The sequence below is a fragment of the Prevotella sp. P5-64 genome (genome assembly GCF_002251285.1).
Taxonomy (GTDB): domain Bacteria; phylum Bacteroidota; class Bacteroidia; order Bacteroidales; family Bacteroidaceae; genus Prevotella.
On the sequence record NZ_NPJK01000035.1, the window covers coordinates 201,603 to 226,494 of the forward strand.

Below are 24,892 nucleotides of genomic sequence, written 5' to 3' on the forward strand. Positions count from 1 at the left end.
TATCACCCATAAATCATTTTTTTAGAGTTCAAAACACATTTACTATAGGGATGTTCTGTGCCATCGCCTTACGGATGGTGTAGAACGTTCCTCCTTTCTCTCGACCATCATAATAGCCTATGAGCTTAGAGGAGTTGTTCACCATGAACTCATCCCTGTCCAAGAAACACCTTGGATAATAACTCTCACTGAGCACAATCACTTCGTCAGCAACCTCCAGCAACCTGTCATATCGCTTTCGGTCATAGAAACTGAAACGACTGGCTTGACCCTTGAAGGGAATTGCAGCTATCAATGTGATGTCGGGATAGCTACGTTTCAGTGAAACGATCGTTTCTGCCGCCATCATATCAAATCCAATGGCAAAGCCGGATATGAAATTTCGGATGCCATGCCCATAAGCATCAAGCACGGCATTTGAAAGCCGCTTCTTGACGTGTTCCCTCTGTGCAGCATTGACAAAGCGATGCCCCGTAAAGGCGGCTGTTGCCGCCCTGCTAAATTTTCTTTGTTCCATATAATCATCAATAAGTTGGTACATATCTATATGAAGTCTTTCCAAGGAATATTCCATTAGTAACGTGTGCTCCGGCACTCTCCAACTGCGCTGCATAGGCACAAAATGACGTTCCTGTAGTCACAACATCATCCCATACGCATACAATCTTATTCTTAAAGAAACTTGCATCTACCTCTATGGTGTTGCTCTCTTCAAGTCGCTTGGCACGAACCTCTTTCTTCATCTTTGTGCCATGAACTGCAGACCGCTCTCCATTGACCTTGACATGGGAAAAACCATCGATGGCTCCCGACAACTGACATACAAGTGCAGAGAAAGCCTTGTTGCGTGTCTCGTTGCGCTCTTGGCTACTTGCAGGGACACATGAGAAAACCACCTTTCCAATCTTGCGCCCGAACTTTCTTACAAGTTCCTTTGCTACGAACTGAGCCACTTGGGGCTGATTGCAGCCATCCTTGAAATCAAAGATAGTCTGTCGGTCGAATACACCATCTATGCCCACATTCTTGATGCGAGTTGGATAGTAACGGAGGAAACTGCTGAGTTCCTTGTCCTCTTGACCCTTGATGAAAACCTTGACCATGTTCATTGCCGTTTCGTTTTTTATTTCCCTTTCATTAAATCCTTTCGGACTGTGACCAGGGAAGATTTTTTCTGCCTCCAGAAGTACGGTAACGGCAATAAGGCAAGTCTGCTGTGAAGAATACTCTTTTCAGCGAAAAGGAAGATTGTTCACAAAGCACGACTTGCTATTTGACGCGGACGTGATAACTTCGCAGAAAAAACTTTCCGCTGTCACTTGTCCGATATGGAGATTGGTGAAACCATCAAGTGAACTGTAGTTCATGTATAGTTCAAGAGTATTAACCTGCAAGGATATTATAACAGCCATTTCGCCCTTCGGATCCGTCATCTGAAGGGCGAAGCAGCCATTCAAGGCATCGTTCCACAATCTTTAGTGTTATGTCAGATACCATTCATTGATATTCCATACCTCAATGTCATAGTTGGTTTCATAGCCTTGTGTCTGATAGGCAAACTCCAGTTCTTTGCGGAGTCTGCGTCTAACTTCGGCTTCCAACACTCTTTTGGAGGTCTTTTCAATCTCTTCTTCACTGAAGAACTCGTCCAGCTCTATGCGGTGGTTCTTCACGATGGCATTCACGGCTGCCCATTTGCTGGTGAAAACTCCTGCACATTCTCGATGGCTCGTGCTGTGCCATGCGTCAGTTTCATAAACGACAAATATCTGCTTCATAATAGTTTGTTATTATAGAGAATAGGCAGCGGAGTTGCCACCTATCCCCAAAGTGATTTACTTTCCTATTTCGGAAATGATGAAGTCCAAATGACCTGCAAAGATTTCGTCAACATCAATTTCGTGCTCGTTACCTCGGTCATTCTTCTCGTCGCCAATGATGGTGAAATATCCGTCCTTGTCAACTCTGGCAGAAAGGATAACCACATCACATGGTTCGTCATAGTCATAAGCTGCTACGATGGGACATTCACCCTCAAAGTGCCACTCATAGCCATCATCCACCTTCTCGCCACGAAGTCTGAGCTTTTCGGCAAGTTCCTCCTGCTCACGGTGCTTCACCTCCTGCACACTGTCATAGATAGAGAAGTCTTTGAGTTTTCCTTGACGGACAAAGTGCAACTCTTCTCCATCCGAATGGCAGATACCATATTCATGGAACTGCACCGGCACAAAGTCGATGGGTGCAGCCATCCATGAAATGTTATTGAGCGAATAGTCATGTTCTGCCAAGAACTGCTCGATGTCCTCTTCAATCATGTGGTCGGGAACATTTAATACCTCGATGCGCACATTTGCGCTGTCCATTACGATAATCTTCATAATCTTCAATATTTGGGGTTATACATTAGTCTTTATCATAGAGCCGTGAAAGGAAAAGTTGCAGTTCCTCGTCCTTGATGTCTGCAAGTTTGCAAGGCTTGAAATCCTTGTCCTGCTCAATTCTCAATGTGCCAAGTCCGTACTCACTTGCGTCATAGGTGATACTTGCCATTTCAGTAGCGGATTGGTAGCCGTACTCGGTTTCTTGCAAACCTGCCACAATACCATAGAGCGTGAAGTCATTGCCTTCCTGCTGACCTTCCATAATGTACCAGCGGATATTGCCAAGGTAAAACACTGCGATGCACATTGCATCCTTCTTCTTTGCGTCCTGAGAATACAGGGGATAACTGCTCAGTGCCTCGGTCAGCTCTGGCGTTATCAGTCGGTTGTTGAAATTTGTTGTTGCCATACTCTGAAATTTTTATTTTCCCTTTCTTTCAAGCCTTTCAGCCTGTGATTGGGAATTTTTCTGCTTTTCAAGGTGACAGCAAGGCAATAAGGCAAAAATAGTTTCAAGAATACTCTTTTCAGCGAAAAGGAAGATTGTTGAAAGCGAAGCCCTGCTATTCTTGACGGTTTGAATGGCGAAACTACCTTTGCAGAAGAATTCCTTTTCACGGGCTTTGAAGGATTAGACAGATAATGTCTTGTACAACAACTTATAAAGGTGGGCGGGATTGTCCAAACAGGAATCATCAGCCAGTATGTCAGAAAGAGGAGTCTCCATCAAGCATAAAAGACTGAAAGTATCTGGCAAAGTGTTTAGTTTTGCCAAATACCTTCTGTCAATGATTGATAGAGTCTCCTTGACATACCTTTGGCAGAGTGAGGAAACTCTTATGATCAACTCGCTTGACCACAAGAGTTTTCCCTCTATGACAAACTGATGATGCTGTTTAGACAATGGTGTGGGCGTAGGTTATAAGAATCATGTATATCAGTTTAGAAAAGGGATAGCCGTAAGAGTATAACAGTTTGGGATGGGGTGAAGCCAAATTCCAGAAAGGCAATCTTCCCGACGAAGTGGTGTACTGTTAGCAAAAACAGAGTCAGTGAGTTTTCGCCTTGCGATCTCACCGACCCTGTTTGAAGATGACTGGACACCTTTTCGTGATTGCCTATCCCTGTAACTGTGTCTTTTCTTTCATGTCACGCTCTGCTGACTGAAAATAAAGACTCTGTTAATGGGACTGGGGGTGACTTCATGGTGTGGGGCGAAGTATTATAATACCAAAGAGCAAGGTATTCTGATTAGAATATTCAACCTGCGTAGCTGCTATAAGAAGTCCAGATGAAATATGAAATGAAATTATAAAGGCAAACGACCAAACGGATGGACTTGCTTCAGCTGCTGAGCATGTGCGCTATGCGATCATCCTTGGCAGCTGAAGCAAGTCGTTCCGGGTTTGCCTCTCCTGAAGTAGGTGTACTTTATCAGTGCAGCATCGCTTCACCGATGGAGTACACTTTCTGAAGGATAATGGAATGAAAGTACAATAAGTAACCGTCCTGCCGTTTACAGCAGGACGGACTAACATTTAGCATAAAACGGCTGTTGCCCAATCAATGGGCTTTCCCTCTTGCTTCATCTTTTCAATCAGAGCCTTTATCTGCTCCTTCTTTTTGTCGACTATATCCATGAGAACAAAAAAAATTGTGGGCAGATGGTTGGTCTGCCCGTTACCTTATTATGTTGTTTGAAACTTAACCTTGCCGTTTCTCCTCAACTGGAGAATGAGGTTGCAACTTTTGTTCATGTCTGCGAGTTTCTGAAGCTTAGACCTGGTATCTTCTGTGTTCTCAACCAGTGAGGCATATATGAGATTGCCCACTTGTCTGCCCTCATTGACATCAAAAGCCTTGAAGCTCTTGCATCCATCGAACTTAGCATAGACGATATGATATTCCACAACTGAAGGGATTAAGGGGTTATCAGAATGGCAAATCTTTCTCGTCTGGCTCTGGAGCATCCTGTGGTGGCTGGGGCGTATTCTTAGCCTTTGCGCCTTTCTTGGCAGCCTTCTTCGGGTCAGTGTCCTGCTCGTCTTTCTTTCCTGCGTTCACGAAAGCGATGCTATCAGCATTGATGGAGATTTGCGTGTGGCTCTCACCTTGGCGGTCAGTCCACTGCGACGTGGAGATTGTGCCCTCTACAAGAATGAGTCTGCCCTTAGTTAGGTATTCAGCCAAACGGATATGGTTCTCTCTGCTGCTGCGTACCCTTACCCATGTGGTGATGTTCTGACCTTTGGAGTAGTCATCGACAGCCATGTCAACTGCGATAAATGTTCCGTGTGCGCCTGTGATGGTCTTACAGTCCTTGCCGATACGACCGATTGTGTGAGTGTAAATCATAACTATGAATTTGTTTATAGGTGAATATTCTTAGAGTTTTCTTTTCCCTTTCATTAGGGAGATTCCTCCTAAGAGGAAGAAGAAGGCTTACTTGGCCTTCTTCTTTGAAGTTTTCTTCCCCTCCTTCGGAGTCTCTTCCTCCTTGTCGGGAGTCTCATAGAACTTGGTGGCTACCAGCACGACGCGGTTGTGCTTGACACCTTCCTGGTCGCTCCATTCCTCTGGCTTGAAGTAACCCTCGACGGTGAGCATAGAACCCTTAGAGAGTTTGTCGAATGATTCGGCGTTCTCGTTCTTGCGCCATGCTTCCACGTTGACGAAAGCTGATACGCGGTTGTTTTCCTCGCCGTTCTTCTCGTTACGGCCGATAGCCAGTGAGAAACGTGCTACTGAAGCGGTTGTGAACTGACGGATTTCTGCATCCTTACCTACGAAACCTGTAACTGTGAAATTGTTCTCGATCTTTTTCATTTTTTTGAATTTTTAGAAGTGAAACATTTATTTTTTACGTTGCTTTAAGAGTTGGCAAGGGAAGTATGGGAATGCAAGGAATTACCGAATTATTTCACCCTTGGGCCAGGAAAAGTTTTTATTGGCTGGCACAGACGGCAAAAAGTTTTTGAAAAAATCCGAGGAATAAGGCACCTGGTACTTGCAGAATACGGCTTGCACTAACTTTGCGACGGAAAAAGTAAGTGTGACTCGCTTCGCCCGGAAAAGGCATAAATGAAGAAGTCGGAATAAGAACAATTCAGTGACAGATTCGAAAAGGAGGATGCCCGACAGTCACAACTATGACCAGTTGCGATCACCATTCATCGGACGGAGAAGGACAGCGAGGAATAGCGTTAGGCTAAAGGAAGGAGAAAGTGGGAGCAGCAAGAACAAAATGCCATTTGACATAACGAAGGGCTATGCCACATACGAATGGGCTACGCCAAAGGAAAGAACGACATCGCAGGAATAGTCAGGCTCGCAATGTTTGGCAGCCTCTATGTGACTTCCGACAAGAAACAGGAAGAAGAGAAGGGAACAAAAAAGTATGAAGAAGGTCAAGTAAGCCTTCTACAAATAAGATTGTATGATAATTGGTTAGAATACAGTCCATTATCGAATTATAAGTAATAATGTATATGCGTGCACGCATAATACTGATGAATTAATTAAGTTAAAGACGAAAACATAGAAAAAATGCGGAACGCAATGAAATGATATAAGAGAAAGGAATATCGCCTAAAAATCCCCGATTTTAGGCGTAATTATGTGAACAAAAGTTAAATTTCAACCCCATTGCGTAATTTATACACAAAAGATTTGGAGGATTGATGGATTTGTTTTACCTTTGCGTCAGAATTACACAATGAAGTAATAACATTAACAAATAAACAATATTAAATTATGGGACTTTTTAGTTTTTTAAACAGAAAGAATGAGAGTGGTAATGCAGCTATTTCTATGCTGCCAGTAATTAACCCAGTCGAGCAAGCTGAGGAAGAGGTGAGCAGTGTTATGACAACAGCTGAACCAGAGTCTTCAGAGAACAAGCCATTGACAGTCTCTTACGCTACAGGTTGGCCTATAGACATTATTTATGGTTATCTCCACAAGAACTATGAGGAAAAGGGATTCGGAGATTCCATGATTAAAAGCGACTTGACTTTCAGAGATATGAACATGAACATCATCAAGAACAAGATCCTGATGGTGTTCCGTGAAATCAATCTGAATTACGATGTGATGAAAAGAGATATTGAGACTCGGATGGACACCTGCAGTGCAGCTGGTTTGATCTCTACAGTAAGTGAACTGGAGAATCAAATGTCAATAATTACCACACATAAGCAAGAACTGGAGCAGCTTGAAAGAGAGTTCAAGGCTGATGACCAGTCATCTGTACCTCTTCAGTCATACAACTGTGGTTTCCTCAGAGGAGTCGCAACTATCGCCATGACATCGCCTCAAAGGAAGGCCATGCCCCAAGCGAATATCGCACAGCCTCTTTCACAACAAAGAGCAACGGCATAATATAGTGACCAATTAATGAAGTCTAACCAATAAAAAAGATATATTATGAACTGGTGGATTAAATTCGGCTGCATGTTGACAGGATGGAGTTCAGGAGTACTGTCACAGTGTTCTGAGGCAAGTAAATGCCAATTAAGCAAGTACACATCTGCATTACTTATACTTATCCTCATCTGGGGAGTTACAGGTTTTTGCTTTGCACAGAGGTATATAGGACTGCCAACATGGGCATGCGGATTTGTATCATTGTTCTTTATCACTATAGTTATTATGATTGAACGTCAAATCATTCTGACAAGTGAGAAGACTTTCTCGATGGTAGCTTTCAGAGCAATCATAGCCTTTATCATGGCCATTGTCGGCTCCACGATATTCGACCAGACCATGTTCGGCAAGGACATTGACAAGCAAATGACAAACACCATTGAGATACAAGTTGCAGATCTTACCAATCAAAGAGTAAGGATTATCGATGAAAAACTGGCTGCTTTACACATGGAAATCGACTCCATAGATCGCATAAATGCCGTATTACAAGCAGACATCAATGCAAACCCGTTTGTCATCCAGAAGTCGGTCACCAACAGTACGTCAAAGCTGGTCATGCCTGACGGTCAAATAAAGACTGTGACAAATCCTTCTGTCACGACCAATCAGGTGGCCAACCCTAAACAAGCACTTCTGGAGTCCAACAGCAAAACCGTCGACAAACTGCGTGAGCAAGAACAAAAGTGGACCGAGAAAAAGCAAAACGTGGAAGAAGACGTTAGGCGTGAATGCAAGGAAAGCGTCGGATTCTTGGAAGAATTGGAAGCGATGTGGGACATTATCACTACAAGAAAACTGGCTCGAGGCTTTTATGTAGTATTCTTTGTTCTTCTAATGAGTCTTGAACTGTTCGTTGTAGTCAGCAAACTCGTTGACAAAGAATGTGACTACGAAGCTGCTATCAAAGGTGCCCAGAAAGTAAGGATAGTACAGTTCTCCAATGCCTTTAACAGAGTAACATTACAAAAAGCCCGTGTCGTATGAAAACCGTATTGCTTGCAGCGTTGTTGTACTTGACACCAAATGTATCAAGCAATGACAACAACACAGTGTATATCAGCAAAGGCAGCAGTGCCTATGCTTACCACATGAAGAAATCATGTAGAACACTGAAAAGGTGCAACGAAGAAGGGCATGTGATGGCCATTACATTGGCAAAAGCCAAAGAGATGGGAAGAAAACCCTGTAAGGTGTGTTATAATTAGGATGGCCTGAAGTATTACTTCATCCATTAATATTGTTTATTTGACGTGTGCGGCCTTGTCCGCAAGGCTGCACACATTTCTAAGAAACCTCTTTAAATTAATATAAACATGAACAATTTCAACAATATCTTAGACATGTTCCCAGAGAGGGAAATGAAAGATAAGCTTAATGACATTATCGTAGTCATAAATGAGCTGTCTCAGAAGACACCTGTTATTGGATTTCATCACTCTTTTTATGTGCCGGGATGGATTGGATTTTTCCAAATGATGGCCGTAGAGAATAAGATGAACAAATTTGCATCAAAGACTTTCTGTAGAAACATGAGTTACTTTGAATTTGGTGATTGGATTATCAATAAGTCAAAGGAGATTGCAGATCTTCAGAAAGGCAACTCAACAGAGGATCAACAAATGTCCCAATCACAGAACGAAGCAATCATCCGTGTGTTTAAGGTCATGACGGCATTATGGATGAACTACTTACCAGAGGTTTCTACGTATCATAGCATAAAGTACACAGAAAACACTCTTATCTCTCCAGCTGGCATGGTTTATAAGGGGCTTGAAGAAAATCTGAAACAGTTAGGATATGAACAGAGTGATGAGAACGAGCAGGGTTCAAAATCAAGTGTAAAGGATGACGCGAAAGGCTGCTTGTACACTATCGCTGGATATATTTTGAACATTCTATTGTTTGCTGCTATATTTGGCTTGTTAGGGGCAATATTTGGCTGATTTTTACGTTATATAAATAGGCGTAACTTGTTGTTACAAACGACAATAGCAAGGCATTTATTTAATTTTCAATTAAAAAAGATAATTATGATAGAACTAAGACCCGCATTTGAAGAGGCTTTGAGAAACTTAGGCAACTGGAGAAACAAATATCCCCACCAAGTCTATCCTCACAAGATTGTACTGAACATGATGTATCGAGCTTACAGTACACGTCTTGTATATCAAGCATTCGCCAACGACGAAATGCCGGAGTTTGACGATTTCCAAGAAGCCGCAAAATACGTCATAGAATTTTATGGTGAAACGGCACTGAGAGAGGTAATGCCCTATCTGGAAGATTGGATGGCCAATAACCCGAACGAACAGGTTGGTTCTCTGTGCACAGCTCGCTTTGAAAAACTGGCTACCCAAGCGGAAACAGATAAGAAATATCAGGAAGAACTTGAATTCTCTTATATCTTTGAGTTACTCAATGATATGAGCGTACTCTATTTTATTGCATTTAGGCTGTCTGGCGAATCAGAGGTTGATGCGATTGCTAAAATGAGCGATGTTATCATTGAACCTCTTGAGCACATGGATTACACTATTACCAAGCAAGTATTTCAGCAGTTGCTCGTAGGAAGATACATGAGCATGAATTACCACCCATTACCATAAATGATGTAAATGGAGAATTTTCTCTGGAAATATTGCCTGAATGAGGAACAGTTCACTAAACTGAATCGAATCATTTGTAAAATACCTGGTCTGTTACAATATCTAACAGACCACAATGGTCGTGAGCTTACAAGTATTATTACAAGCTTCAAAATGCTTGTTGAAACCGAAGGTACATCGACTTCTGGTATAAGAACAAATCTTGAACTTATAATTAAAAAGTATGACTTGTTCAGGAAAGAATTTGAAGACAAAAACATAGAACAGAAAGAATTTGACTTGTATCATATCCTCACTTGGAATCCAAAACCTAAGTGGACTAACAATATGACTGTTGAGGAGATTGACTATCTTGATCATTTTATTCCAAAAGTGCCGGGGCTCTCCTCGTATCTTCTCAATAATATCAACAAAGAGAATCTATATGATTTGATTGTGGTATTCCAGCTACAACTGAATGCTACAGGTATCAACAATGCTGACATAGATTTTCTTTTGGAAACCATTAAAGAAAGGTTTTATCGTATTATGGATGACCATAAAGAAGCCATCCATTATGTAAACCATAGCCATCAGATAAATGACAGAAGGCTGTTAGATGATTTCAGAACTGAAGCAGCCGATTCTTTCTATTCTTTAGATGCCCAAGATGAAAGATGCACAGATTTTGCAAACAAGTATTTGAGAACCTTTCATCCCTATATAGCAAGCGAATTATTCCAAAAATTCTTTAGAGCAAACAAAGTTAATGTTGCTTTGCGTTTCGCTCACCAAGAATTTAACCATATTTTCTCATCACCCAACATTTATTGGCACAACAAAGAAGCTATTTTTGGTTGTGTAAACATTCTCCATAACATTCTGGAGGCATTAGGACAAAAGGGAATGAACCAACTTCTTGTTCTAAGCCCGAAACTCCATAATGTATTTCTGGAAACACTTTATCTACTTCTTTCCAGAACAATATATTGGACAGATAAGGAAACTAATAAAGATGAGAAGTATGATGACACCCGTTTGCCAATAAACGTCCAACACAAATTACGCGCTTACAGGTTAAGAGCGTCCCTTGTTGAATTATATGGAGAGCAATTAGTATCAAATATAATTGATGCAGAAATAAACAAAATGAGTCTTGCCGACCTATATTCTGCACATTTTATGGCTTATGTTCATAAAATCGTAGGCAATGAATCAATATATAAAAGAGATGCCATCAGATTGTTCCATTCAAAAAAAATCTTTGAATCCAGTTCTCCAGAAAGGGCATCAGAGGATGGATTTCTTATGAATGACGAATTGGCAATGGCCATACATAAAAAGTACAAAGAGGGAAAATACAGTCTGCCTCAGAAAGATATTTCCGAACTCAATTTGTTCCTACGTAAATACTTCAAAGAAGAAGAGAAAATTGCCATTCAGAATGATGAGCCAATATCATATCTAAAAAGAGACCACTTTTCACCTTCCTTCAAAGCAAACAAAGATGAGATTAGAAGTTATTTACAGTCGAACGGAATTGAATATTTGTATCATTTTACAGAGAAAGATAGGTTAGAGTCGATTATAAAATATGGTGGACTATTATCCTTTAAGCGATGTCTTGATGAAAGTATTACCATGCCTGTTAGAGAAGACATGGCATTGACACGAGACATCGATGCAAGAATGGATCTCGAAGACTTTGTTAGAACAAGTTTCTGTTCTCGATTACCAAAAATAAAAGAAAGACAAGCAGAAGGAGCAGAACTTATTTTACTGAAAATAGACCCTGAAGTTGCACTCTTTGATGATACTCTATATACTGATATTGAAGCAACTCAACCTAATCTCAAATGTGGAGGAGAGTTTGATGACCTCAAAAGGGTTAACATTCAGGCAACGAAGAAACCATTTGCAAAACCTGAAGACAATGACTATTGGCAAAGACAAGCAGAAGTCTTAATCAAAGGTTTTATCCCTCTAAAATATATTTTAAATGTTAATTCTCCTGAAATTTTATCCTAATGTGTAATTTTTACGCAATAAAGTTTGGTGGAGTTAGAAATGTTTTGTAAATTTGCAGCGTAAATAATACACAATGAAACTATAATAGTATGGAATATAATAAGAAAACAGGCAAATGGGAATCCCCATATTGGCATCCGGCATTAACAACAGACGCTGTAGTTTTCGGATTCGACAAGGAAGATGGTTCTTTGCAAGTCCTTCTTATCAAAAGAGGAAAAGCTAAACCAGGTGAGACTCCTGCTTTCGAAGGCTATTGGGCATTACCCGGTGGTTTTATCCAAAAAGACGAGCCTACTGACGAATGTGTCCATAGAGAATTATTTGAAGAATCATCAATGAGGCTCTTTAATAATGACAAAGGCATCCAACCAGAGTTTATTGAACAACTCAAAACATATTCGGCACGAGGAAGAGACCCACGAGAGTTCGTTGTAACCGTAGCATATTATGCACTTGTCAAAAAGGACAAGTATATAATCAAAGGCGGCGATGATGCAGCAGAAGCCAAATGGTTTTCAATTGACGAAATACCTAATTTGAAACTTGCATTTGACCACGCACAGATAATTCAAGATGCAATTGATCGACTTAGAGAAAGGATTCACTTTGAACCGATTGGTTTTAATCTTCTCGACAAGGAATTCACTATGCCTCAGTTGCAAAACATATACATTGCCATTCTCAATCCACCTGAAGATGACAACACGATACGCGACAGAAGAAACTTTCCTAAAAAGATGCTTAAACTTGGCTATATCAGAGAAACAGGAAAGAAAGTAACTGGCAATCCATATCGCTCTCCAAAGCTATATACCTTTGATGAAGAAGCATATAAGGATGCCAAGAAAATTGGGATGAGACTGGAATTCTAAAAGAGTCACACCATTAGCCTCCCCTACTGGGAGGTTTTAATGGCCCCAAATTCTCAAAGCGTCAATAATACACAATGAAACAAGGTATAGTATCAATTAAATAGAAAAAGATATGAATGAGAATTACGAAAAGTCCATCCCTGAATGGCACAATATCGCAGACGTTTCTGTACAGCGAATATGTGACAACTCCATAGTTTCGCAGACCTTGTACGTCAAGATTATTGAAGGCGAAAGGTTCTATAAGGTTAATGGTGAACACGTAAGGATGCTGGCAGCAACAGAATATGTAAATGGTTTCGGTTATAATGCCGTTACCGCATCGTATAGACTATTACTTTAATATAATAACCTCTAAAAACGTTTCATTATGGATGAGTATGATGATTATGAAATGTTCCAAGATGATTCCTATGAAGAGGAATATGGAACACATTATGGAAAGTACGCTGGAACCTACGCACAAGATGTTGCAGGATATAGCGACGACGTAATTGACGATGCCTTCGATGGCGACCCTGATGCTTATTGGAATATCGATTGACAACCTAAAAACAGAAAGTTATGATTGGCAGCATTATAGGTGACATAGTAGGAAGTGTATATGAATTCACTCCTAACAACATCAAAACAAAGGAATTCAAGTTCTTTAACGAGAATGGTAGTTATACGGACGATAGTATTCTGACTATTGCAACAGCTGACTGGCTTTTACATGGAGGTGAGGTCGCACACTACTATAGTAGGTATGGAGAAAAATATCCTTGGCCAATGGGAGGATATGGTGGTGGATTTAAACTATGGCTTGTCCGCACGATTCGGCAACAAGATTATCGACCTTACAATAGCTGTGGTAATGGGTCAGCCATGCGTATTGGTCCTGTTGGATGGGCTTTCAACACAAAGGAAGACATTCTTGCTATGGCGAAGAAAAGTTCTGAGTGTACTCATGATCATCCCGAAGGAATAAAAGGTGCCCAAGCAACAGCATTAGCCATTATGATGGCAAGGCAAGGATGTGGCAAGGAAGATATTCGCACTGAAATAGAAAAACGCTTTGAATACAATCTGCAGTTTACCTGTGATGAAATCAGACCGACCTACACATGGGGAGGAACATGTCAAGATAGTGTTCCACAGGCCATAGTAGCATTTCTCGATGGTAAAGACTTTGAGGATTCTGTCCGAAACGCAATATCCATCGGGGGTGACAGCGATACTATCGGATGTATTACAGGAAGTATTGCAGAAGCATATTTCGGAGTTCCTGACGAATTGAGGAAGCAGGCAATAAAGTATCTTCCTGCAGAGTTTCTTGATATAATAACTGAGTTCGAGAATAAGTACGGAAATAAATAAAGAAATAACGACATGAAAAAAATCAGTAAATTCTGGAGGTTATTCAATAAGGATAATAACCAACATACAGAAACTGTGGAAAAGCCGGAATCGACCAAGGTTGAAACCGCCCCCTCTGAAACAACAAGCAAGGAAGAAAAAGCTACAGAACAAAGTGAAAACAATTCTGATTCAAAAGAGGATAAAATGAGTAACGGCAAAGCACGTATTTATAATCTGATTATTGTTGACGAGAGTGGTTCTATGAGCCACCTCAGAGAGGCAACACTATCTGGAATCAATGAAACCATCTGCACGATTCGAAGTGCACAAGAAGAATTTCTGACTACACAGGAGCACACATTAACTCTTGTAACATTCGACTCAGGATCAAACAGACCAGATGTTCGCACAATGATTGACAACCAACCTATCTCTGGAGTGAAAGATTTCAAGGATTACATGCCCAATGGGTGTACTCCACTTTATGATGCAATGGGACTGTCATTGACCCACCTTCATGACCGCATAAAAGATGATAAAGATGCAACTGCCGTAGTCACAGTACTAACGGATGGTCTGGAAAACGCATCAAGGGAATGGGATGCTGCCGGATTACGCCGTCTGATAGAGCAACTTAAATCGGAAGGTTGGTCATTCGCATATATGGGGTCAGCACATAATGTGAAGGAAGTGACAGATTTGCTCTCCATTGAAAACGTTGTTGAATTCAGCCATGACGACCTTGGAGCCGGTAGCACCTGGGGACGTGAGCGGTCATCTAGACGCGCCTACTATGAAAAGATGAACATGATGTATAGTGAAGAAAGAAGTATGTCAAGGGAGGAAATTCTGGAAAGGAAGCGTCGCTATGCCAAGGAATACTATGGGCCAAGAGTCTCACCAGACCGAATTGATCATCTGGAAGAGAATGAAATATTCGTATTTGGCAGCAATGCCGGAGGTTTCCATGGTGGAGGGGCTGCAGCACACGCCATGCGCAGATTCGGAGCTATATGGGGACAGGGCGAAGGGCTTCAAGGTCAAAGCTACGCTATTCCCACAATGGAAGGTATTGCAGAAATGAGCACAGCCATTCAACGATTCACATTATTCGCAGCTGAACATTCCAATATGCGCTTCCTGGTAACTCGCATCGGGTGCGGAATTGCTGGCTATTCTGCCAATCAAGTAGCTCCACTTTTCAAAGAGTGTATTCCTTTGGAAAACGTGGCCCTGCCTTCTGACTTCTGGGATGTCTTGGGGTTAAAGATGTATTAGTCATCGTTAAAGTGAAAAATCCTAATGTCCAATAAACAATCGTCGCGTATGAAGAATTATTTGATTATGCTACTTTTCGCAGTAGCGATTAGCGCAACAGCGCAAGACAAAAAAGGCCGCCCTACATCATATAACTACATGAGAGGGGTTGAAGCCGTACAAAATGAGAAAACGGAAGAAGCCCTGGAGTTCTTTAACAAGGACATACAAGAAAATCCCAAGAACGGCTATTCATACTCATGGATAGCTATGCTGAGAGAACATCAGGAAGAACATGGCCGAGCACTCACTGCTGCAGATATGGCTATCAAATTGCTCCCAAAGAAGGATGCGGAGTATGTCATCTTTGCATACACAACAAGAGCTGATGTTTATCTGAATCTTGAAGATACCGTTAAGGCGATTTCCGACCTAACAACCGCTATCAAGATTAAACCAGATGAAAACAGCTTATACGAAAAACGTGCTCAAATCTATTATGAGCAGGAAAGATATGACCTTGCCGATGCCGACTATCAGAAGATGATTGAACTGAAACCTGGCGAGACGATGGGCTACATGGGACTGGGACGTAATGCAAACTCACAAAAAAGGTGGGATGATGCAATCAAGCAATTTGATTATGTTACTAAACTGGCAAGTGATTATTCGCAAGGTTACGCTTTTAGGGCTGAATCATACATCGGAAAAGAGAAGTGGGCTGAAGCTACCGATGATATTGTGAAAGCTCTAAGCCTTGATTGGGACAGAAAAGCCCACTATCTGGCAGGAACGCTCAAAGAACCAGCTTTCACCATGCTTGTCTCTAAAATTAAAGTACAGTCCGCAAAATCTCCGAATGAAGCGACATGGCCCTATATTCTTGGAACCATGTATGAACAAAACAAACATTATACAAAAGCTATTGAATACTACGAGACTGCTAATAGTAAGGACGTGTCACCAAGTGTATATCAACGAATCTCAATATGTCATTATGAGATGGGAAAATATGAAGATGCCTTGAACAGCATAAACCAAGCATTAAGTCTAGATAGTACAGACCTTTCATATAAAGCTCGTAGAGCCAATATCTATTATGAGATGGGAGAAGTACATTCCGCCATTGCTGAGTGGGATAATGTGTTGACAGCCCAGCCTGAATATGGTTTTGGCTACTATCGTAGGGGATGGTTCAAGGAATTGGCCGGTGATATGGAAGGGGCAATAGAAGACCTATCAATGTCTATCGTTTTAGATCCAGATTATTCTTACTCATACGTCAGCAGAGGCGACATTTACATGAAACAGGGCAAGAAAGAGTTGGCTGAAGCCGATTTCAAAAAGGTAATAGAGATAGAAGATACGCCCGACAAATATGACTGTATTCATTACGCTTACCAAGGTTTAGGAGAAAATGCCAAGGCAATCGCTGCAATGGACAGTATTATTGCACGAGATTCCACAGACTCTGGCAACTATTATGATGCAGCTTGCCTATACTCTCGTATGCAAGATAAAGGCAATGCGCTAAGATGCTTGGAGAAATGTCTTGAACTTGGCTATAACAGGTTTGCTCACATTGAACGAGATTTTGATATGGATTTCTTGCGAGAAACAGATGAGTTTAAGGCCCTCATAACAAAATACAAATCTGCAAGTTCTTCTATAAACAGGGAACAAAGTAATAATGTCTCTAAGAAAGAGCTGATTATCTCTGAAATACCATTTACAAAGGAAGATGGCATCTGCAAGGTAAAATGTCAGATAAACGGATTGCCGCTTCATTTTGTGTTTGACACAGGTGCCAGCGATGTTACGCTTTCAATGGTCGAAGCGACATTCATGATGAAAAACGGTTACCTGTCGAAAAACGACGTGATAGGAAATCAAAGGTATATGGATGCAAATGGCGATGTCAATGTCGGAACTGTAATCAACATCAAGAATGTCAATTTTGGAGGTCTGGATCTGAACAACATACGTGCATCTGTTGTCAGGAACCAAAAAGCCCCCCTCCTACTCGGACAAAGCGTACTCGCAAGACTTGGCAAAATAGAGATTGACAATGCCAAAAAAGTAATAAAGATAACTCAATACTAATTTATAACCCATTTAAATATACGTATTATGATGCCAGGTAATCCCCAAATTCTCACTTGTCCCTTCTGTGGCAAAGAGAAAGAAATCATGTCATTAGTGTCTGGAAACACTTTTGGCTCAGAACTGTGGTCTGATAATAAACAGATAGCTCCAATGCTACCAGAAATCTCTTATGTCCAGAAATGTCCCCGTTGCGGTAAATATTTCATCAAGGGAAGACAAGCTGTTAAGTATGCCAAAGATGGCTATTGCTTTGAGAAAGGTCTTCTGACATTTCCTGAAACGAAGGAAGCTTTCGCACAATTAGCTAAAGAAGGTTTTATTGACGAAAAAGAAGAAATCAACGTGCGTATGATGCTGCATCACGCATATAATGACTACTATTATCGGAATGGTGACAAGAAGGACATTCTCGAAGAAGACAAAAAACTATTTCGTGAAAATGGCCTTTGGCTAATAAACAATCTGATTACAGACAATGTGATGAAAGCGGAATTCTATCGAGAGATTGGCGATATGGAAATAGCAAAAAAAATTCTGGATTCGGTAGTCGTTGAGGATGATTTCCTGAAGCAGATTGTTTCTTCCATTCGAGAGAGATTAGAAATCAACAATTGTGAGGTATTCAAAATACAATCGTCATGAGAACTATTGGATTTTTGATACTTGGGATGACTATCGTCGGAATGATTTCATGCACCAAGCCAACAGCAAGAAATACCATTAACGACGACCCATTCCCAATAACTTATGAAAACGATCTGTTTTCAATTGATTTACCCAAAGGCTGGATATGCGATTCTTCGGGCTGGAAAGGTTTGGACTCTTTACAGAACGTAGTAGAGATATTTGACCCTAATGGTAATGTCGTGTGGTTTCATTTTGTCAAAACTTTCATGCCCATTAAATGGAAGAACATTGATGAAGCGAAAGATATGGCAAAGACTGCACGGGCAATCAGTGGTGATGATGCGGAACTAATCCATGAGATAGACAGTGTGGAAGTCGGAGGTTATCCTACAAGTATTCTGTACTTTGCAAATTATGTGGATAATGACACCATTATTCAGAAACAGTTCGTCACCTATCTCCAGGATTCTCACATTGTAGTTTACTTCAATGAAAACTTTTATGCTCAGGATTGGGATGAAGCGCAAAAAATAGGCGATTTGATAATTGGTACAATCAAACTAAAGAAGGTGGTTAACCCATTGGAAAATGACAGTGTCTTCAAAAAATCAATGGAACAAGGGTTGGAAGACCATCCTGTACAAGAGAAATATTTAAAGAATGCAACTCAAATAATAGAACAACTATCCAAAGATGAATAGCATCAAGACTCATTGGAAGAGGTTCTCTCTCCTAGAAAAGTTCGTACTGATTATAGCACTTCCCATCTTCGGTTTCGTTGCTGGGGTTGAACACGTCATAGCCAAACTCACTGGCGCAACATACAATGAGGTGAATATTGTAATATACTACTTACTGATTCCTCTATCATGGGTGATAATGGCCGACTATCTCACAAAGCTACCATTCCTCACGCCGATGTTCGCAATGGCATGGATTATCTTTCTTTGGAAAGATCAGCTGAGATTTAGAGACCGATGTGATTTGATGTTTAGCAAATCTGTCGAATTTTTATTATGGTTTAAACGGATTGGCTGGAATTATGTGATAAGTTCTGTTATTATTTGCGTGGTAATACCTATCTTGATATATATTGAGTTAATATATGCTATCTGCTAATTTATGGTTTAATTTGTTCATTTGATATTTTAATGCAAAAATGTGTAATTATGGTGTCATTTTATAGGTTATTCATTTATTATCGTTAAAAATGAAAAATTTTCTTGTATTTTCACGAATAATCCAAGCAGAATTTATTATATTTGCATTTGAATTTAATTTTTTAATGCATGGAGAATTTAAATAGACTGAAAGCTGTTCTAGCAGATGCTGGTCAAACGAACAAATGGTTGGCAGAACAATTAGGCAAGGATCCTGTTACAATTTCAAAGTGGTGTACGAATACCACTCAGCCGGATTTGCTAACTCTCTCAAAAATTGCTGCTTTATTGAAAATTGACATCCGTGAACTATTAGTAAGCACTTCACCACGATGATTCACGCTTAAATTGGGCATCTTAAGAAAGCAAAAACTCTAAATATAATTTATGCTTGATATAATTCGACATAATCCATATCGTCTCATAGGCGTTTTTTCGACAGCTACAAGAAAAGAGATTGTGGCCAATTTAGCGCGTATAAAAGCGAACATGCGCGTTAACCGTCAAATTTCTTTCCCCGCAGACTTAGATGGTGTGTTGTCTTCTCTTCAAAGGACAGCAGAAAACATAGCAGATGCTGAGTCGAAATTAACCCTTCCTACAGATTTAATACGTTACGCCCAATTTTGGTTCATTGAAAATACGGAGATAGATAAAATCGCCATAAACAACCTTTCCGTAGGTTCATATGATAAGGCGATTTCAATATGGGAAAAGAAAGAAAACCTATCTTCTGTTCATAATCGGATTTTAACATTCCTCATAAGAGGAAATTATGGTAAGGCATTAGAATTGGCTTTCTTGTTCTATGGTAAATATTCGTTTGAATTTGCCCAACTGATATTAGGAAAAGAAAGTAATATTGTTACGTCAGAAAGCCTTGAACATGGATTCCTTGACGTATTATGCGATGAAATTGGTGCATCAGAAGTTTCTCTTTATATAATCAATAAGGATTGGGGAGAGTATGTTGGAAGTAAAATAGTTAAGCCGTTAATAGATGATATTGATCGCAGTATAACGATCGCTAAAGAAACGAGAGGAAAAGGAGCGAATATTCGTTTGTCTGCCGGTACGAAATTAATGACTGATACACTTACTCCACTACGAAATTTAAAGAGTGAATTGTCTGTGTCAGATTCGAGGTATCAGATAATTGCAGATAAACTTGGATTGACTATTCTTCAGTGTGGAATCGATTATTATAATGATTCTAATGATGATGACGCTGCGTTTAAAGCAATGAAACTTCAGAAATACGCACAGTCTGTAGTCGTTGGAAAAATGGCTAAGGATAGGTGTGATGAAAATGTTCGTATTCTTGAAGGCATAATTAGCAAATTACCTCCATTAGAGGTAATGGCTAACCATAGGGCTATTCAGGCTTCTCTGGCTGCATTTGCAATAGAGCCAGACTTGATAAGCTGTTCAATTCAGTTGATTAAAGACTGTGCACCACATATAGTTAATATAAAAGAGAAATTAGGAAGTACTCACCAGTATTACCTTAAAATTTCAACCACAATTATTAACAATGCTCTTGGCAATATCATAGCTGAGGTTAATGAAGCTCAAAATTCTGATTTCAACACGCTGAAGACTACCCTTATTTCCGCTTGGCGTGCTCAGTTGTATATGGATAAGTTCGACTTGGATCCAGAATACAAAGAAGGTCGCTATAAAGAATGCAGAGAAGCACTTCACGGAATTATTAGCAATTGTAAGGGATTTGATGATTCTGGATTGTCTTTTATGTATCAATATGGTTGTGGGTGGTGTAATGACCTGGACGTTTCTGATGTGGATTTGCGCACTGAGGAAGAGTTTTATCAATCATGTCGCAATCTAACTTCATATAGGTCTTTTCTTAAGAGATTTCCTTCTGGTAAATATGCCTCACAAGCTAAGTCAAAAATAGAACAATTATCTTTCCAAGCTGCTAAAACTGTTGCAGCATTGGAGAAGTTTATTCAGCAATATCCTCATAGCCAATATGTTTCACAAGCAAAATCTAATCTTGTAGAATTGCGTTTTAGGGAATGTAAGACAGTTGCTGATTATCAAAAATTTATTGGTGATTTCCCAAATAGTAGTTTTGTGCCAAAAGCTCAAAATGAAATGAACAAACTTATCCGTGAGGAAAATGAGCGCAAGGTTAGAATTGCTCGGCAAGATAAGGCTTTGTCTGCATGTAAAACCACGAATGATGTGGTTACATTATATGAATCAGAAAAGACAAATAAGATTGATTCTGAAAAATGTTCTTTAAGAGCGTATGAATTAGCTAAAAGCGAAGATGACTATCGAAAAGTCGTTTCAACATATGGTGTTCGTTCAACTGGCGGTCAGAAAGCAAAAACAAAAATTAATGAAATAGAACGGATAAAAAAAGAAAAAGCAGAAAAAAGAAGTAAAGCTCTGAAGCGGATGCTTTGGGCAATAATACCTTTGCTTATTCTTCTTGCCATTTATTTAATTTGGGGCATACGGGGCTTTGCTGTAGGTTGTACTATTGTTGCGGTTATTTCTGGATTTGCAGCATTTGGGTCAATGCAAGATAGGGATGGTGGCTGTGGCACTTTTTTCATATGTGCTGCTATTGCAGCCGTGTTTGGATTTTCTGCTGCTGGACTTCATGAATGGGCAGATAAAATTGAGAAAGAAAGCGAGTCAAAAGAACTATATGATCAAATTATAAGCAATCCATCAGAAGAATCATGTAAAAAATACATTCAGCGATTCTATAATACAGACAATGCTGATAAGGTTCGTAATATATGGTTGAGTTTGTTGTTGAATGAAGCGGGAGATTTTGATTACGATTCTTATGAAGGGTCTTCTTTATATAGCAGTTCTTCAAGTATAGATAATCCGATTAAGAAGTTGCAGGACTTTATTTCCAAGAATGATGGAAATAGTTATGGATACAAAGCCCAAACTGCGATAGAGTCTATCTGCGACTCATTGTATAGAGTTGCAGATAGTAAAGCGACCACCTCTGGTTGGAAGCAATATCAAAGAGTGGTACCAACAGACTATTTCAAAGATTCTGAATCTAAGATAGAGGAAATAGAAAATCAAGCATGGAATACTGAGTCTAAAGCATGGCAAATGGCTTTGTCAGAAAATAGCATTTCTGCATTTACAAAATACAAATCATTATACCCAAATGGTTCTCATATTAGTCAATGTGAGAAAAAACTGATTGATCTTGAAGTCTCTCGTGTATATGCAGGTGAGCACGGGTCACTTCCAGAAATGGATAGAACTGGATATGGTGGTGGTCCAACGTCATATATTACGGTGACCAACAGTACATCATATACTCTAACTCTTTTGTATAGTGGCCCTGATAGTAAAAGGTTGGTTATTTCTGCAGGTGGAACATCCTCTGTCAGATTAAAGAATGGTAGTTATAGAGTTGCAGCATCAGTTTCTGCGTCAAATGTTAGTAACTATGCAGGAAACGAAAATTTACAAGGTGGCAACTACAGCGTGGATTATTATATAAGTACATACAGATATTAAAACAATGAAAATTATCAATAACAACCCATATCGTCAGCTTGGCGTTTATTCAACTTCTACTCAGAAAGAAGTTGTTGCAAACCAGGGTAAGATGAAGGCTTTCCTGAAAGTCGGTCGTCAGGTATCGTTTCCACTTGATTTAAATGGACTTTTACCTGATGTTTTGCGCACAGAGCAAAGTGTTGCAGACGCAACATCAAAACTGTCTCTTCCAACAGAGCAACTAAAGTATGCTCAGTTTTGGTTTTCAAAAAACACTCAGTTGGATGAAATTGCATGTGGGAAATTAACGAATGGTGATATTGATGGAGCAATTGAAATATGGAATAAAAAGAGTTCAGCTTCGTCATTGCAGAACCTTCTCGTTTGTGCTTTAATTAAGAATCAGTTAGGGAATGCAATTAGTTATGCTCAGACATTATATTCATCGTACAGCAATGAGTTTGTTAAAATGGTATTGGGAGACAATGCTTTAGCAACTTCTGATAATCTGGCTCATGACTTTTTGGATATCTTATGCGATGAGTTTAAGCCCACCCAATTCTTAGGTTATATTACAAATACCGAATGGAAGGAATTTGTTGGAAGCAAAAGTACAAAGCCAATCATTGATAAGCTCACATCTGCTATTGATGTATGTAAATCATCAAGAGGAAAAGGTCCTACGGCTCGTTTGAACGCTGGTACAAAATTGATGAATGATACCAAAGCCGATCTTACACAATTAAAGCAGTTCGTTTCTACTAGTGATTTGCAATATCAAATGATTGCGGATAAACTCGGCTTGGAAATCCTGCAATGCGGTATAGATTACTACAATGATTCTGATGCAGCGGAAGCTGCTCATAAAGCCATGGTTCTACAAAAATATGCACAATCTGTTGTCGTTGGAAAAATGGCAAGAGATCGTTGCAAAGAGAATGTTGATATTCTCACAAAAATTATAGCAGAACTTCCCCCATCAGAGGTGTTTGCAGAAGACAAGGCCATCAAAGATAAGTTGGTTAATACATCAAAGCAGTCCAATACTATTTCTAATGCAGTTTCGCTTCTTAATGGCACAAGAGATGACTTAGTAAGCATAAAAAATAAATTAGGTGCATCATCAGCATACTATTTGAAGCTATCTACAATAGTCGTTAATTGTGCCCTTGGATTTGTTATTGAAGAAGTGAATAGAGCACAAAATAAGATTATAAGTTTTGAGGATTTTCAATCACAAATGTATAAGGATCCTATTTTCGATAGTATATTAGGCAGAAGGAGCAGTTCTTATTCCTCGTTATATACTTCATCACGATATGGTTTAGGTGGTTTAGATGCATCAACCTATAATGCATGGGTTAAACTCCACAATTCTCAGGTTGACTCCTTTAAGAGTGTAGCTCAGTCTGCATGGAATGCAATAAAACTCATGGACAAGTTTGATATGGAATCAGATTTTAAGAATAAGCGTTACGATGAAAATAGAAGAATTCTTAAAGGTCTGTGTGAAAAACTTGGTATTTCCACTTCAACTTGGTCTGGCGGTAGCGGTAGTGGAAGTGGTTGTATGGTTGTAATAGCCATTGTTGTGACATTAGGCATTTTAGTTAGTTGTTTATAAAATTTTACATATATGAAAAAATTACTTCTAATGGTAGTATGTTTTACTACAATTTCATTCTGTTCTTTGGCGCAGGAACCTGTAAAATCAGTAGATTTGACCTCTGTAACAATAGAGCAGAATAATATTAAAAGAGAATTTAATTCATTAAGAGGCGAAGTCTCTGTACTTAAGAATAAGAATGCAAAGGCAGAATCTCGCATTTCTGCTTTAGAGTCTTTAAATAAAGATTTAAGTCTTAAGCTTGATAGCTTGCAAAAGGAATACGACAATCTTGCAAACGATCAAAAAGCAGATAAGTCTGAACTTTCTACAATCATTGGAGAGACCAATGAAAAAGTTCTGGCTACGGAACAGATTCTGTCCTCTCGTACATTATGGGGAATATGTGGAATTATAGCATTAATAGTTGCACTTGCAGCAACTGTTTGGGCGTTCATGAAAAAAATCAAGTCTGGTTCAACATCAATTGATGACGTTCGTAAAGCACAGTCTTCTTTAGAGGAAGCACAAGAGAATATCCGCAAAGCTCAGGAAAAGATGCAAGAAGAAACAATTCAACTCGATAATAAATTAATTGAAGTATTGAGTAAGCAATCAGTATCAGCTCCAACAACAACAGATGATGGTGAGATTGATCACTCCCTTACTCTTAAAGTTGCTGATGAGATAGTAAAGATAGAAATGAATCTTTCGCGAATGGACGAGAGTATAAAAGGATATAAGCAACTTTCAAGAGGTGTTCAGCGAATAAAGGACAATTTCAAGGCTAATGATTATGAAATCGTTGATATGCTGGGAAAACCTTATCAAGCAGGAATGAAGGCAGCTGTTACTTTTGTTACAGATGACACTTTAGAGCCTGGCCAGCAAATCATATCTCGAATTATAAAGCCACAAGTTAATTATAAGCAAGTAATGATTCAGGCTGCTCAGATAGAAGTTAGCCAAGCAGAATAAAAATTTT

The 24,892-nt window shown here is 39.7% G+C and carries 26 protein-coding genes; 18 read left to right on the forward strand and 8 right to left on the reverse strand.

From position 1 onward, the window contains the following. Window positions 1-28: 28 nt before the first annotated feature. From CIK87_RS07060 to CIK87_RS07100, 8 genes are all read right to left on the reverse strand, one after another. Entirely contained in the window at window positions 29-541 is a 513-nt protein-coding gene (locus CIK87_RS07060; protein ID WP_254046520.1) for an SLOG family protein, read from the reverse strand. Beyond that, a complete protein-coding gene (locus CIK87_RS07065; RefSeq protein ID WP_094386598.1) occupies window positions 525-1,109 on the reverse strand; it encodes a ribonucleotide-diphosphate reductase subunit alpha in 585 nt (194 codons plus the stop codon). The genes CIK87_RS07060 and CIK87_RS07065 overlap by 17 nt, the downstream gene beginning before the upstream one ends. Window positions 1,110-1,481: 372 nt before the next feature. Then, a complete protein-coding gene (locus CIK87_RS07075) occupies window positions 1,482-1,778 on the reverse strand; it encodes a hypothetical protein (RefSeq protein WP_094386600.1) in 297 nt (98 codons plus the stop codon). A 57-nt stretch (window positions 1,779-1,835) separates the two neighbouring features. After that, window positions 1,836-2,381 carry a hypothetical protein gene (locus tag CIK87_RS07080; RefSeq protein ID WP_094386601.1) on the reverse strand — a complete coding sequence of 182 codons (546 nt, stop codon included), beginning with the start codon at window positions 2,379-2,381 and terminating at the stop codon, window positions 1,836-1,838. 25 nt (window positions 2,382-2,406) lie between these two features. Continuing rightward, window positions 2,407-2,793, reverse strand: a complete 387-nt coding sequence (locus CIK87_RS07085) for a hypothetical protein (RefSeq protein WP_044109262.1) — start codon at window positions 2,791-2,793, stop codon at window positions 2,407-2,409. 1,279 nt (window positions 2,794-4,072) lie between these two features. Continuing rightward, on the reverse strand, window positions 4,073-4,294 hold the full coding sequence (locus CIK87_RS07090) for a hypothetical protein (RefSeq protein ID WP_027452764.1): 222 nt from the start codon (window positions 4,292-4,294) through the stop codon (window positions 4,073-4,075). Window positions 4,295-4,316: 22 nt separating this feature from the next. Then, on the reverse strand, window positions 4,317-4,739 hold the full coding sequence (locus tag CIK87_RS07095) for a single-stranded DNA-binding protein (RefSeq protein WP_027452765.1): 423 nt from the start codon (window positions 4,737-4,739) through the stop codon (window positions 4,317-4,319). Window positions 4,740-4,826: 87 nt separating this feature from the next. Further along, window positions 4,827-5,210 (reverse strand): single-stranded DNA-binding protein, encoded by a 384-nt coding sequence (locus tag CIK87_RS07100; protein ID WP_094386602.1) that lies wholly within the window; start codon window positions 5,208-5,210, stop codon window positions 4,827-4,829. 927 nt (window positions 5,211-6,137) lie between these two features. Here CIK87_RS07100 and CIK87_RS07110 point away from each other — a divergent pair. From CIK87_RS07110 to CIK87_RS07195, 18 genes are all read left to right on the forward strand, one after another. Further along, window positions 6,138-6,764 carry a hypothetical protein gene (locus CIK87_RS07110; protein WP_094386604.1) on the forward strand — a complete coding sequence of 209 codons (627 nt, stop codon included), beginning with the start codon at window positions 6,138-6,140 and terminating at the stop codon, window positions 6,762-6,764. A gap of 72 nt (window positions 6,765-6,836) precedes the next feature. Further along, window positions 6,837-7,796: a DUF4407 domain-containing protein gene (locus CIK87_RS07115; protein ID WP_254046524.1), complete on the forward strand. Its 960-nt coding sequence runs from the start codon at window positions 6,837-6,839 to the stop codon at window positions 7,794-7,796. Next, window positions 7,793-8,017: a hypothetical protein gene (locus tag CIK87_RS07120; protein WP_094386606.1), complete on the forward strand. Its 225-nt coding sequence runs from the start codon at window positions 7,793-7,795 to the stop codon at window positions 8,015-8,017. Before CIK87_RS07115 ends, CIK87_RS07120 begins: the two co-directional genes overlap by 4 nt. Before the next feature lie 108 nt (window positions 8,018-8,125). Continuing rightward, window positions 8,126-8,755, forward strand: coding sequence for a hypothetical protein (locus CIK87_RS07125; protein WP_094386607.1), 630 nt, complete (start codon window positions 8,126-8,128; stop codon window positions 8,753-8,755). A gap of 87 nt (window positions 8,756-8,842) precedes the next feature. Next, on the forward strand, window positions 8,843-9,418 hold the full coding sequence (locus CIK87_RS07130) for a hypothetical protein (protein ID WP_144008142.1): 576 nt from the start codon (window positions 8,843-8,845) through the stop codon (window positions 9,416-9,418). Between the two features lie 9 nt (window positions 9,419-9,427). Next, window positions 9,428-11,425 (forward strand): DarT ssDNA thymidine ADP-ribosyltransferase family protein, encoded by a 1,998-nt coding sequence (locus CIK87_RS07135; RefSeq protein ID WP_094386609.1) that lies wholly within the window; start codon window positions 9,428-9,430, stop codon window positions 11,423-11,425. An 89-nt stretch (window positions 11,426-11,514) separates the two neighbouring features. Beyond that, complete coding sequence (locus tag CIK87_RS07140; RefSeq protein ID WP_094386610.1) at window positions 11,515-12,300, forward strand: NUDIX domain-containing protein; 786 nt, start codon at window positions 11,515-11,517, stop codon at window positions 12,298-12,300. 112 nt (window positions 12,301-12,412) lie between these two features. Next, on the forward strand, window positions 12,413-12,643 hold the full coding sequence (locus CIK87_RS07145) for a hypothetical protein (protein ID WP_094386611.1): 231 nt from the start codon (window positions 12,413-12,415) through the stop codon (window positions 12,641-12,643). Between the two features lie 27 nt (window positions 12,644-12,670). After that, window positions 12,671-12,844 carry a hypothetical protein gene (locus CIK87_RS14655; protein ID WP_254046521.1) on the forward strand — a complete coding sequence of 58 codons (174 nt, stop codon included), beginning with the start codon at window positions 12,671-12,673 and terminating at the stop codon, window positions 12,842-12,844. Between the two features lie 20 nt (window positions 12,845-12,864). Further along, a complete protein-coding gene (locus tag CIK87_RS07150) occupies window positions 12,865-13,659 on the forward strand; it encodes an ADP-ribosylglycohydrolase family protein (protein WP_094386612.1) in 795 nt (264 codons plus the stop codon). Between the two features lie 813 nt (window positions 13,660-14,472). Next, window positions 14,473-14,919: a hypothetical protein gene (locus CIK87_RS07155; protein ID WP_094386645.1), complete on the forward strand. Its 447-nt coding sequence runs from the start codon at window positions 14,473-14,475 to the stop codon at window positions 14,917-14,919. A 48-nt stretch (window positions 14,920-14,967) separates the two neighbouring features. After that, window positions 14,968-17,001, forward strand: a complete 2,034-nt coding sequence (locus CIK87_RS07160; protein ID WP_094386613.1) for a tetratricopeptide repeat protein — start codon at window positions 14,968-14,970, stop codon at window positions 16,999-17,001. A gap of 27 nt (window positions 17,002-17,028) precedes the next feature. After that, complete coding sequence (locus tag CIK87_RS07165; RefSeq protein WP_094386614.1) at window positions 17,029-17,646, forward strand: hypothetical protein; 618 nt, start codon at window positions 17,029-17,031, stop codon at window positions 17,644-17,646. Next, the gene (locus CIK87_RS07170) at window positions 17,643-18,332 is read left to right on the forward strand and encodes a hypothetical protein (protein WP_094386615.1); all 690 of its coding nucleotides are present in this window, start codon (window positions 17,643-17,645) and stop codon (window positions 18,330-18,332) included. Before CIK87_RS07165 ends, CIK87_RS07170 begins: the two co-directional genes overlap by 4 nt. A gap of 588 nt (window positions 18,333-18,920) precedes the next feature. After that, a complete protein-coding gene (locus CIK87_RS07180) occupies window positions 18,921-19,127 on the forward strand; it encodes a helix-turn-helix transcriptional regulator (protein ID WP_094386617.1) in 207 nt (68 codons plus the stop codon). 51 nt (window positions 19,128-19,178) lie between these two features. Continuing rightward, window positions 19,179-22,319, forward strand: a complete 3,141-nt coding sequence (locus CIK87_RS07185) for a tol-pal system YbgF family protein (RefSeq protein ID WP_144008143.1) — start codon at window positions 19,179-19,181, stop codon at window positions 22,317-22,319. A gap of 4 nt (window positions 22,320-22,323) precedes the next feature. Further along, window positions 22,324-23,925: a hypothetical protein gene (locus CIK87_RS07190; RefSeq protein WP_094386619.1), complete on the forward strand. Its 1,602-nt coding sequence runs from the start codon at window positions 22,324-22,326 to the stop codon at window positions 23,923-23,925. Between the two features lie 12 nt (window positions 23,926-23,937). Further along, window positions 23,938-24,885, forward strand: a complete 948-nt coding sequence (locus CIK87_RS07195) for a hypothetical protein (RefSeq protein ID WP_094386620.1) — start codon at window positions 23,938-23,940, stop codon at window positions 24,883-24,885. Window positions 24,886-24,892: the final 7 nt, after the last annotated feature.